Raw genomic sequence first — 12,166 nt, 5'->3', positions numbered from 1 at the left:
ACAGTCAAATGGGGAAAGGAATGGTTATGATGGCAAATATGAATTGGGAGCTACACGCCGAAGGTATTTGGAAAACAGTTATTGGAGAGCCGTCGGCGATGACGCCCCTGTCTAGTATGGGTTGTAATCCACTCAAAGAAGAATTGGCAAGCATGGGGGAAGGAAGCCTGCCTTTTTCAAATGAAAGCGTGCAGGTCGATCGTACCTCCTCGTCCTTTATCGTACGGTTGCCTTTGGAGAAGCAGGAACGGATTTACGGCTTGGGGCTTCATTTTATGAAAATGAATCACAGAGGCAGAACCCGTTACTTAAGGGTAAACAGTGATCCAAAGCAGGATACGGGTGAAACCCACGCGCCCGTTCCGTTTTATGTAACAGACCGCGGCTACGGACTGCTTATCGATACATCGCGTATCGTCACTGTACACTGCGGCTCCACGATGCGCCTGAATGAAACAGCGGCCGAGCAGGTCAAGGATCGCAATACAGACCGCGGTTGGAAGGCTACTTTAGAATCTGAGTATGTAGAGGTATGCTTGCCACTGGAAGGGGCTGAGGTTTATCTGATAGCCGGGCCTGCAATCATAGATGTCGTGAGACGGTATAATCTGCTGTGCGGTGGAGGGACGCTGCCACCCAAATGGGGTCTAGGATTTTGGCATCGCGTACCTACACTATATAATGCTGACCAGGTGATGGAGGAAGCACAGCAATTTAGGGAAAAAGATTTTCCTTGTGACGTGATTGGTTTAGAGCCTGGCTGGCACAGTAAAAGCTATCCGGTTACCGGCGAATGGTCGCGTGAACGTTTCCCTGACCCGGCCAAGATGGTGAACACATTAAAGCAGAACGGCTTTCAAGTTAACTTATGGGAGCATCCGTTTGTATCCCCGGATTCCAGCTTGTACGATAAGCTGCTTCCATTATCCGGCAACTACTCGGTGTGGGGAGGAATTGCACCGGATTACACGTTGCCAGAGGCAAGGGAAGTCTATCAACAGCAGCATCTTGAAGAACACCTGAATATCGGTGTATCCGGCTATAAGCTGGATGAATGCGACGGAAGCGAGCTTACCCGGAATTCCTGGATGTTTCCGGCGCATGCCCAGTTTCCCTCCGGTTATGACGGGGAGCAGTTGCGCCAGGTGTATGGATTGCTGTTCCAGAAGATGACGGATGATCTATATCGGAAGCAAAACCGGCGTACTTACGGATTAGTACGGGCTTCCAATGCTGGCACATCGTCCATGCCCTATGTACTGTATTCCGATTTATACGATCACAAGCAATTTATTCGTGCTCTGTGTAATGCTTCGTTCAGCGGTTTGCTATGGACACCGGAGGTCCGCAAGGCAACCAGCGCAGAGGATTGGGTGCGCCGCATGCAGGTGGTATGCTTGTCACCACTCGCGATGTTAAACGCTTGGGGAGACGGGACCAAGCCTTGGAGCTATCCTGAGGTGGAACCCATTATCCGTCATTATATCAAGCTGAGGATGAGGCTGTTGCCCTATCTTTACAACGCGTTTGCCCAATACCGCTACAAGGGTATACCTCCGTTCCGCGCTATGCCTCTTGTCATGGACACATCAGATATGCAAAGCGTGAGTGAAACCGGAGCCGCTCTGAATACGACGGACGGAGCTTACGGGAAAAAGGTTGAAAGAGAATGGGACGATCAATTCATGGTTGGCGACAGCTTGCTTGTTGCCCCGTTAATAGCAGGCGAACATGCAAGGGACGTACTGCTGCCGCAGGGTATCTGGTACGGCTTTGAAACCGGCGAGCGTTTTGAGGGAAATCAAATTGTACGAGTCGAGCCAGGGCTTGAGACCATGCCGATTTTTGTCAAGGATGGAGCTATCATTCCAACCATCGCTGCCCGTGCCCATGCTCCCCGCCCAGGCGAAAAGGTTCCACTTCACCTGATTCATTTTGGTGAGGCGCCTGGCAGCATCGAGCTTTATGATGACGATGGAGAAACGTTTGCTTATGAACAAGGTGAGCACCAATGGGTCAATTTTACGGTCACCCGGTCAGATCAAGGTATCTTTTCCGGCGCAGCTTCCAAAGAGTCTGTCGATCTTCAAAGCTACAGCGAGATAAAGTGGACGTATCAGGCCAAGCGTTTGCCGGAAGATCACACAAATTGAATGCCCAAACCTAAATGAGGACCCACCACAGCCAAAGCCACAGCGACAACGACAGCTGCGGATTTATACAGATATTAGAATTGTAAGTGTTTGGAGCCACAGGAGTGGCTCCATTTCTGCTATCCAGAGGAGGTTAAGCCATTGTTAGTGCTCCGCTGGTGGATAGCCCGTTGGAGATCGACCTTAAAGTGGAAGCTGGTTTCCGTGTTCGCCGCCATCATTCTGTGCAACTCGGTTGTTATCAGCTTCTTTGTCAACCGGGAAGTAACGACAGCTATTGAGAGAGAGGAAATTCGACTGAGCGGTCTTGTATTGAAGCAAGCCAACTTGAACTTAGGCCGCTATTTGCAAGATTACGACCATTTCCTCCTGACGCTCGGAACGAGCCAAGAGATGACGACTTGGACGAATTTGAGCATCGATAAAAAAATAGAATCGATTGTTCCTTATTCAATTATTCAAAGGGATCAAATTAAACCATTTGTAAATGATCACCCTGAAGTTGTATCGATCAGTTTTTATAACACGTACGAGAACCAGACGTTCTTTTCTCCGGACTGGGCGCTTCGAAACGGCTATTCGATGAAAGACGAACCGTGGTTTGATGAAATACCAGTGGTCGGCAACATCAGCTACCATGTAGCGGTAAGCCAAATCTATATGGATTCTCGGCTCAATCCGGTTTCCATTCCTGTCGTTTCCATGATCAAGCGGTTCGGGTATAAAGGAACCACATACGTAAAGATCGATATCCGTCCCAATTTGCTGTACAGCATTTTGAATGAGATGCATCTGGGCGATACTGGTACCGGACTCATTGTCGATTCGCACGGCACCATTATCGCTCACCCCCAAAAGGACTTATTTCTATCACCGCTGAAGCAGGGTATAGCTGAACGGATGAAGGCTTCCTCTGAAGGCGCTTTCGTTTTGAAGGATACCAAAGAAATTATCATTTATGACCCGGTAGCTAACACGGATTGGAAATCGGTTATTATATTGCACTATGATGAGATCGCTCAAAGCATTTTTAAAATTCGTAACGTCATGCTGTTTACAACGGTTATTTGTCTTCTATTATCGGTCATGCTGATCGTTATCGCTTCATTCTCAATCACCCGCCGGCTGACCAAAATCAAGCAGACGATGAAGCAGACGGGACAAGGCTTATTTCATGTTCCCGTACCGGTCGAGGGACAGGACGAGATCGCGCATTTGGCGCAATCCTATAATATCATGCTGGAGGATCTGCAATCTAACATTAAACGTCTTGCAGAAGCTAAGCTCGCGGAGCAGCAATCCGTCCTCTTCTCCCTACAGTCACAGATAGACGCGCATTTTTTATATAACACGCTCGAAATTATTAATTCCATGGCGTCGCAAATTCCGCATCGGGATATTGAAGAAATCACGATTTCGCTTGCCCATATGTTCCGCTACATTGCTAATAACAAACAGGCGGGGATCAGAATTAGGGGCGAGCTCGGCCATTTGCAGCGCTACCTCCAAATTATAAGCATTCGTTACCGGGGCCAGCTTACTTATGAGCTGAAGGTGGACGAATCGTGCCAGGATGCGGAATGCCTCAAGGTTATCCTTCAGCCATTGGCCGAAAATGCCGTTAAGCATGGTTTTGAAACGACAGGTCAGCCGATCAAGCTGTCCATTTCGATTCGAAATCTGGAGAACCGGTATGTTGAAGTACTAATTTCTGACAATGGGAAAGGCTTTGATGCGTCACAATTGGAGCTGTTGACCAGGGAACTGCAAAGACAAGATTTTCAATTAAGCGATTTTCAAAGAATTGGTCTGCTGAATATTCAATACCGGTTAACGATGATGTACGACCACTCGCAATCGGGGCTTACAATCGGCAATCATAGTTCCGGTGGAGCGTTTGTCCGTATCGTTTTTCCTTATATTAGAGGCAACAATAGAAGTGGGGGATAACTATGAAGCGTATCTTAATTATCGATGATGAGCAGCAGATTCGTGCAGGAGTCACAGCTAAAGTAGAACAATGCGGAGATGAAGCTTTGGTCGTCTGTGGCGAAGCTTCCCACGGGGCAGAGGCGCTTGAGTGGCTGGAAACCAATTTTGCCGATATTTGCCTCACAGATATCCGAATGCCCGTTATGGACGGCTTGACGATGATACCGCTGCTTACACAAAAATATCCGTGGATGCAGTGCATTATTATTTCGAGCTATGACGATTTTCAATATGCTCAACGCGCCATACAATTGGGAGTCACAGATTATATATTGAAACCGATTGAGCGGGATGCATTGAGGCAATCACTGGATAACGCGTCTCTGCAGATCGATCAACGCAGGAAAGACCGAGCCTATCATTTAATGACCAAACGCATTCAGCAGTCCCAGGCTCTTGTCAGTCGCTGGAAGGATTTGATTGTTACGCGTCAATTCAATAAATATCCGCTGCTTGTGACGGATACGCTAAGCACGATGGAGGAGTGGTGCGAGGGCGAGTTGTATTTGCTGGATGCGCTGTCTTGCACATGGATTCAAATGGTCGCTGCGGAGGTTAAACTGGACCAGCCGGGATTAAGGACCATTCGAGACAGCGAGCTTGGCTTCGATTCGGTAGTGCTGCCTCATGATCGTACCCGGTTTTATTACCGGCTATGCGCCGTCCTGCGATTGGAAAGAGGGATATTGGATTTGTTGGATACAGCCCAAAACGGCTCTGTCCCCGAGAATACCAAAGTTGTCAGCTCAGTCAAGCAATACATCGATGAGCATTATGCGGAAAAGATTAATCTTGAAGAGCTGGCCGATCTAATTCCCATGAGCAAATCGTATTTGACCGTCTTGTTCAAGCAAAGCACAGGATTAACAATATGGAATTATTTGGTGGAGGTAAGAATGAGCCATGCGAAGCTAATGCTGCTAGACCAGCAGCTGAAAATTTACCAAATCGCCAACCGGGTCGGTTATGAAAACAGTGAGCATTTCTCTAAGCTGTTCAAAGAATATTTCGGAGTGACGCCCAAAGGCTACAGGCGCATGGTGGAGTTGAATGTGGAATAAGAGAGGTTGTTCAAAAGGAATTGTCTAAAAATTGCTATGGATTTAAACATATTGCCTTGTTGTTAGGAAGCCGCTATTTCCTGATAATAATACATAGTAACGAAAAGATAACGTTTTCAAAATGAGGAGGTTTATCACAATGACAAAGAAAAGAACGCTTCTATCGTCACTTTGTATTGTAATTAGCGGCACGTTGGTTTTAAGCGCATGCAGCGAGGCGAATAAAGAAACGGTGAGCACTGCGGAAAATACGAGTGAGGCAAAAATTAATCCAGCAGGGCAATACCCTATCAGTAATGACAAAATCAACCTTAAGGTACTCACACAGCAGGACGTGAACGTTGAGAACCTCGAAACGAATGATTTTACGAAATGGTATGAAAGCAAAACGAATGTTCATGTGGAGTGGGAGGTTGTACCGAAATCAGCTGCGGCAGAGAAGCTTCAAGTCAAGCTTGCCGGCGGGGATCTGCCTGAAGTATTTATGTCTGCAGGCATTACGGACAGCCAGTTGGTTGCATACGGAAGCCAAGGATTATTTATGCCGCTTAACGATTTGATCGATAAGTATGCGCCTAATGTGAAAAAGATGATGAAAAACTCACCATGGCTAGACCAGTATATGTACACACCAGATGGAAAAATATACTCAATCCCGAACGTCGGCGAAACATTCCACGCCACGATGCCTAAAAAGATGTTTATTTATAAGCCGTGGCTAGACAAGCTTGGACTAAAGATGCCGACTACTACAGAAGAGCTTTACAATGTGCTGATGGCGTTTAAAACGAAGGATCCTAACGGTAATGGTAAAGCCGATGAAATTCCTCTCTCTGGTGCGAACGGGACGACCAATTCGAACAATGAACCGGAAAGCTTCATCATGCAGTCGTTTGTTTATTACGATAAAACGACTTACTTGATGGTCGACAAAGGGCTAATCGAATTTGCTGCTGATAAGCCCGGATACAAGGAAGGGCTGAAATACATGCATAAGCTTGTACAAGGCGGTTTGCTGCAGCCAGATGCGTTCATTCAAGACCGCAAAGCGCTGACTGCGCTTGCAGAGGACCCTGCCGGTTCGCGTTTGGGTGCGGGAACCGCGCTGTATTGGGGCAATATGGCTATCGACAATGGGCCTAGCGGCAGGTACAAGGATTATGCCGCCGTTCCTATTCTAAAGGGACCGGATGGTCAAGTATTCGGATTTGACAGAGGGCATGTTCCGAGTGCGGGTGCTTTCGTTATTACAAGAAACAATAAAAATCCAGAAGCGAGCATGCGTTGGATCGACTGGTTCTTCGATGAGCATGCCAAGCTGAATGAAGGCTGGAGCGACTACCTCGGTCAAGAAGGCGTCGGTTGGAAAAAACCGGATGCAGGATTGAAAGGAATCGACGGACGACCTGCCACCTATCAAATGATCATGCCGTTTGGAACGAAAAATAATAATCGCTGGACGCAAACAGCCCCGCGTTACCAGGACGAGGCTTTCCGTATGTCGCTCGCTGCTACACCGGAGGCAGAAACGGAAGTCAGACTACAAGCGATTACGAAGGAGCTGTACAAACCGTATTCGAAGGCTGAAATGCAGGTTCCCCACATGTTCTTCAAGGAAGAGGATTTGATGCAATTCGGCGATATCCAGAAGAACATCTCGACGGTTGTACAGGATTTCATGCTGAAATTTGTAACAGGCTCGCTCGATATTGATAAGGACTGGAACAAATATACCCAAGAATTGGACAATGCGGGATTGCAGCAATATTTGAAAATTGTACGTGATTCTTATTCCAAAATAAAGAAGTAATGAAGTACGCTTATATGAATTGAGCAAGGCATTACGGCTCCTGATGACTGTACGGTAAACAACTGCACGGTAAAGCATTTACCATACAGTCATCAGGAGATATTACGTGAAGGAGAGGACTTCGAATGTTGAACCAAGCTAAAGCCCAGATGCATCCTTCTGCCCAAACACCTGTCCGTGCAACCGACAAGCTGAAAACCTTGAAAAAAATGAGGGAAAACTGGGAGCTTTACACGCTTCTGCTGATCCCATTTGCATATGTGCTTATTTTTCACTACATTCCAATGACGGGTCTGATCATTGCCTTCAAAAACTACAACGTAGTCCAAGGCATTTTTCACAGCAAGTGGGTCGGGCTCGCTCATTTTGAACGATTTTTCAACTCGTATGATTTTTGGAATGTTCTCAAAAATACACTGACCTTGAGCGTTTATAATCTTGTTGTCGGATTTCCAGCACCTATCATCTTAGCACTATGTATTAATTATTTGCCTGGAGAGCGGTTCAAGAAGCTGCTGCAAATGACAACCTACGCACCTCATTTTATTTCTGTCGTCGTGATTGCGGGGATACTCGTCCAACTGCTGTCCCGGGAAGGCCTGGTCAATAATTTGATTGTGTTGCTCGGGGGACAACGGGTTAACTTAATGGGAATTCCGGAGTATTTCCAATCGATATACGTATTTTCCGGTGTGTGGCAGCAGGCGGGATGGGGCTCGATCATTTATTTGGCAGCATTGTCAGGAATTGATCCACAATTGCATGAAGCCGCCAGAATGGACGGAGCCAGCAAGCTAAGACGGATTTGGCATATCGATATTCCCGGAATTTTACCGACTATTGTCATTCTCCTCATTATGGATATCGGCCGTATTATGAACGTAGGATTTCAAAAGGTGCTGCTCCTGCAAAATCCTTTGAATGTATCAGCGTCGGAAGTTATAGACACCTATGTGTATAAAGTAGGTTTAATCTCCGGTATGCCGAACTTTTCTTACGCCGCCGCCATCGGTCTTTTTAAATCGTTGATCGGTGTGATACTGATCGTTGCCGTGAACCGTATTGCCCGGAAAGTTAATAATACCAGTTTATGGTAGTCTTGGAGGGGAAAGAGGATGAAGGAACAGAGTATTAGGCAAGAAACAGGTGGAGACAAGCTGTTTTCCTTCGGTATCATTATATTGTCATGCCTTATATTGGTTGCGGTTTTATATCCGCTCATCTATGTGGTTAGCGCTTCCTTAAGCTCTCCGAGTGCCTTGATGTCTGGTAGGGTATGGCTTCTCCCTGTCGAGCCCGGACTGCAGGGATATAAAGCGGTTATAGAGCACAAGGATGTGTGGACCGGATATGCCAATAGTATTTTCTATACGGCAGTAGGTACATGTATAAACGTTATCCTTACTTTGGCAGCGGCCTACCCGCTTTCAAGGAAAGACTTATCCGGTCGTAAATTTATACTTCTTATGTTTACGTTTACGATGATTTTTTCCGGCGGTATGATTCCTACTTATTTGCTGGTTAAGGATCTGGGTCTTCTGAATACCCGCTGGGCGCTACTGATACCGAACGCTCTTAGTGTATTCAATGTTATCGTGGCGATGAGTTTTTTTCGCAGCAACATTCCGGACGAATTACTCGAATCGGCCAAGATCGATGGATGCGGCAATTTCCGGTTTATGTGGAGTGTCGTGCTGCCGGTATCTGGAGCCATTGTTGCGGTTATTACTTTATTTTATGCCGTGGATCACTGGAACAGCTTTTTTGATGCTTTGCTGTATTTATCGGATAAAAACAAATATCCGCTGCAAATCTTTTTGCGGGAAATATTGCTCTTAAATACATCGGATAACTTAACACTGAATGTGGCGGACCAGAATCAAAGGCTGTATTTGAATGAGCTGTTGAAGTATTCATTAATTATTTTTGCCAGCCTGCCACTTATCATCATGTATCCGTTTGTACAAAAGCATTTTGTTAAAGGCGTGATGATTGGTTCTTTGAAAGGATAAGACATTAACTAACTATCTTCTAAATATGGGAGGATTTATACTATGAAACAAACGATCGGACTATTAACCAAACAAAGCTGGTCTCTCCAATCACCCAATGGCAATATTCAATTCCACGTAGTATTGGACGGAGCGGGTAAGCTGGAATATACCGTTCATAAGGAGGGGAAAACCGTTCTTGCGCCATCACCCTTAGGCATCGTGACGGATCGTGAAAGCTTTACAGAGGGGCTGTCGTTCACCCATGCTGATACCCAAACTATTGATGAAGCTTACACGCTTCCGCACGGTAAAGCTTCTCACTACGTAAACCATGCCCATGAGTTAACGCTTTTCTTTGATAAAAACGGACACGGGCTTCAACTCGTGTGCCGTGCTTACAACGACGGCGTCGCCTTCCGCTATCAAATACCCGGTGAGGGCAAGCTGCTGATTACATCTGAGCCAACTGGATTTGTCTTGCCCCAGGAAACACTTGTGAATGTGTGGGCGCAGAAGTTTATGGAATGTTATGAGCGTACTTACGATCTGAACATGCCGGAGCAAATGGATGAAAAAGATTATGCTTTTCCGATGCTGTTTCAAGTAGGAAATGATGCTTGGATGCTATTGACGGAAGCAGCTGTATTTGGGGACTATTGCGGCTCTCATTTAAAAGTAAACAAAGAGCGTGCTCGCGCATTCGACCTAGCTTTTGCGCCTGATCAACCGGGACCTAACATCACGCAAGGTTATTTGGCTACGCCTTGGAGGGCGGCAATCATCGGAGAAAGCCTTGCTGCGATTGTGGAATCGGTCTTGGTGTTTCATCTGAATCCGCCTTCTGAGGTCGAAGATCTTTCGTGGATTAAACCGGGCCGCAGCGCATGGTCTTGGCATCCTGACAGCCTCTCCCCTAGAGACCATGAGAAACAAAAGCGGTTCGTAGATTTTGCTTCAGAAATGAGTTGGGAGTATTCGCTTGTTGATGGCGGTTGGGACCGGGAAGAAAGTACGACGGACGTTCCCGAATTGATCCGTTATGCAGAGCCCAAAGGCGTTGGTATTTGGCTCTGGTCCCATTACAAAAATTTGAAAGAGGAAGAAGAGTGCCGGAGCAAGCTCAGCTTATGGGCGGGCTGGGGAGTGAAGGGTGTCAAGATTGATTTCTTTGACAGTGATGCTCAGGAGCGCATACAAGTGTACGATATGATTGCCCGTGTAGCCTTGGAATATAAGCTAATGATCAATTACCACGGCTCCACCAAACCGTCCGGAGAGGAACGCCGTTGGCCGCATGTGATGACTAGAGAAGGCATTCTTGGAGCGGAATATTGGAAAAATGACTTGAATGAGGGACCCAATGCAGCTCACAATTGCACCGTTCCTTTCACCCGCAATGTCGTAGGTGCGATGGATTATACGCCGGTTACCTTCTCCAGGCTGACTCGCACCGGACATTGCCATCAGCTGGCGTTGTCGGTTATCTTCGAATCCGCCGTACAAAATTTTGCGGATTCGATAGAAGCTTACACGGAAAGCGCAGGGAAGCCATTCTTGCAGCAGGTTCCGGCTGCATGGGATCAGACGCTTCTGCTCGAAGGCTACCCTGGGCGTTTTGTTACGATGGCTAGAAGAAACGGTGAAGATTGGTTCGTAGGCACCATATGTGCGGCTGGAGGAAGAACGGCGCATGTATCACTCGATTTTCTTGAGAGCGGTGTTGCCTTTGAGGCTGAAATTTATGAAGAGGTTTTTGGTCCGTTGGATCATTACCGGTTTAAGCATTCAACTGATATTACTGTGCGTAAAGAGTCTGTTACGAAACAGGATACGCTGCATCTTCCTTTAAAAGTAAACGGCGGTGCTGTTATTCGGCTTACAAGGGCGATATAAACCGAGATTGTGGGATTTGTTTTCTAGAGGTTGGGTCATTTTGAGGTAGAGAAGCAGGCTTGTTAGTGTTCATCGTGGCAGCCTGCCTTCTCGACCAGCCATACAAGAAATGAAAAGTCTTACCAAAAGAAACCTCGATCAGACAGCCAAGTATCACGGCATGTCCTTATTTTCATATCCTATTCAAATCTGATTACTCTTTTCTCATCAGCGGCAATAACTGCCCTTAAACAAGCTTCCGTAACATAAAACGCATCCTCAGGGCTTACCAAACATACACTGCCTTCGGTGATTTGCCGTACAAAGTCCGCGAAGATTTCTATTTTAGGCAGTAACGGCAGCATTTGGACGCCGCTTTCATTCCCGTTAATAAGCAGTACTTGCTGATCACGAATCTCAAGTATGCCTTCTGCTCCAGTAATCCGAATCCTATCATCACCGTGAGTTGGCGCTGCAGTTGGTCGTAAATAATCAATACTAACCGTTGCTGAAACCTCGTTAGACATGGTAAAAAGACACATCGCCGTAGTTTCCAATTCGCCATGCCCTCCATTGTCTTGCGTGGAGTGAGAGGCGTAAACGGTCTCAAAGCGTTCACCGCTATACCAATGAACCCAATCAATAGCATGGCTTCCAACCCAAGGAATCGTTCCCCCATAAGTCTGCCTGCTCGTAAAATGCTCTCCCCGTTTACCAAGACGATACGATTTCTGTGCATGTAATAGTCGTATTCGACCGACTGCTCCATTCTTTACCGCATGCCACGCCGTATAAAATGCAGGATCATAACGGATTCCGAACATAGCAGCAAGCTGGGCTTGTCCTGAACTTTGGTAAGCTTCCTTTAGCATGTCTAAGTCTTCTAAGGAAGTTGCCACAGGTTTTTCTACAAAAACATGAATGCCTCTTCGTAAAGCCTCCGCCGCTATTTTCGCGTGATCGTGAAAGTAACAAGCCACAGCAACGATATCAGGCTTAGCTTGATCAAGCAACTCGATAAAATTTGAATAAAGAGTAGGTGAATGCCCTTCTTGATGTACGATGCGGATAAGGTTATCAATGGATTCTCCTAAGGAACCTGCTGATACGCCTACAAGGTGGACATGGGGCAGTTCTCGTAGTCCGTTCATTACATAATTGATATGGCCTGTTGATCCGATAATACCCAATCTCATGGTTTGTACTCCTCCTTTGTATGGTGCGTTAATCATTTTACAATACTTGGGTAATTATACCAGACGGGAGAATGATTTTGTAGACTAG

8 protein-coding genes are annotated in these 12,166 nt (G+C 46.5%); 7 read left to right on the top strand and 1 reads right to left on the bottom strand.

The features are described 5' to 3' along the window. Nucleotides 1-38: 38 nt before the first annotated feature. The 7 genes from G9U52_RS08305 to G9U52_RS08275 all read left to right on the top strand — a co-directional run bounded on the left by G9U52_RS08305 (nt 39) and on the right by G9U52_RS08275 (nt 10,903). Nucleotides 39-2,153 (top strand): TIM-barrel domain-containing protein, encoded by a 2,115-nt coding sequence (locus G9U52_RS08305; protein WP_243767227.1) that lies wholly within the window; start codon nt 39-41, stop codon nt 2,151-2,153. Between the two features lie 147 nt (nt 2,154-2,300). Next, nucleotides 2,301-4,103, top strand: coding sequence for a sensor histidine kinase (locus G9U52_RS08300; protein ID WP_311764845.1), 1,803 nt, complete (start codon nt 2,301-2,303; stop codon nt 4,101-4,103). A 2-nt stretch (nt 4,104-4,105) separates the two neighbouring features. Continuing rightward, nucleotides 4,106-5,206 (top strand): response regulator, encoded by a 1,101-nt coding sequence (locus tag G9U52_RS08295; RefSeq protein WP_166148325.1) that lies wholly within the window; start codon nt 4,106-4,108, stop codon nt 5,204-5,206. Between the two features lie 139 nt (nt 5,207-5,345). After that, nucleotides 5,346-7,016, top strand: coding sequence for an extracellular solute-binding protein (locus G9U52_RS08290; protein WP_166148322.1), 1,671 nt, complete (start codon nt 5,346-5,348; stop codon nt 7,014-7,016). Nucleotides 7,017-7,141: 125 nt separating this feature from the next. Continuing rightward, on the top strand, nt 7,142-8,113 hold the full coding sequence (locus G9U52_RS08285) for an ABC transporter permease (RefSeq protein ID WP_243767226.1): 972 nt from the start codon (nt 7,142-7,144) through the stop codon (nt 8,111-8,113). Between the two features lie 18 nt (nt 8,114-8,131). Continuing rightward, nucleotides 8,132-9,028: a carbohydrate ABC transporter permease gene (locus G9U52_RS08280; protein WP_166148320.1), complete on the top strand. Its 897-nt coding sequence runs from the start codon at nt 8,132-8,134 to the stop codon at nt 9,026-9,028. Between the two features lie 42 nt (nt 9,029-9,070). Continuing rightward, entirely contained in the window at nt 9,071-10,903 is a 1,833-nt protein-coding gene (locus G9U52_RS08275) for a glycoside hydrolase family 97 protein (RefSeq protein WP_166148318.1), read from the top strand. A 179-nt stretch (nt 10,904-11,082) separates the two neighbouring features. Here the strand turns inward: G9U52_RS08275 and G9U52_RS08270 are convergent, their stop codons facing one another. Continuing rightward, nucleotides 11,083-12,078: a Gfo/Idh/MocA family protein gene (locus G9U52_RS08270; protein ID WP_166148316.1), complete on the bottom strand. Its 996-nt coding sequence runs from the start codon at nt 12,076-12,078 to the stop codon at nt 11,083-11,085. Nucleotides 12,079-12,166: the final 88 nt, after the last annotated feature.

This window comes from Paenibacillus agricola (assembly GCF_011440305.1).
GTDB classification, from domain to species: Bacteria; Bacillota; Bacilli; order Paenibacillales; family NBRC-103111; genus Paenibacillus_S; species Paenibacillus_S agricola.
The sequence above is the reverse complement of the archived record's forward strand: the minus strand, read 5'-3'. Positions and strand labels throughout refer to the sequence as shown.

Bases quoted from the DNA above. Each gene is read 5' to 3' on its own strand.
- G9U52_RS08285 (WP_243767226.1), top strand. From the start codon at position 7,142: ATGTTGAACCAAGCTAAAGCCCAGATGCATCCTTCTGCCCAAACACCT.
- G9U52_RS08290 (WP_166148322.1), top strand. From the start codon at position 5,346: ATGACAAAGAAAAGAACGCTTCTATCGTCACTTTGTATTGTAATTAGC.
- G9U52_RS08295 (WP_166148325.1), top strand. From the start codon at position 4,106: ATGAAGCGTATCTTAATTATCGATGATGAGCAGCAGATTCGTGCAGGA.
- G9U52_RS08305 (WP_243767227.1), top strand. From the start codon at position 39: ATGAATTGGGAGCTACACGCCGAAGGTATTTGGAAAACAGTTATTGGA.
- G9U52_RS08275 (WP_166148318.1), top strand. From the start codon at position 9,071: ATGAAACAAACGATCGGACTATTAACCAAACAAAGCTGGTCTCTCCAA.
- G9U52_RS08270 (WP_166148316.1), bottom strand. From the start codon at position 12,078: ATGAGATTGGGTATTATCGGATCAACAGGCCATATCAATTATGTAATG.
- G9U52_RS08280 (WP_166148320.1), top strand. From the start codon at position 8,132: ATGAAGGAACAGAGTATTAGGCAAGAAACAGGTGGAGACAAGCTGTTT.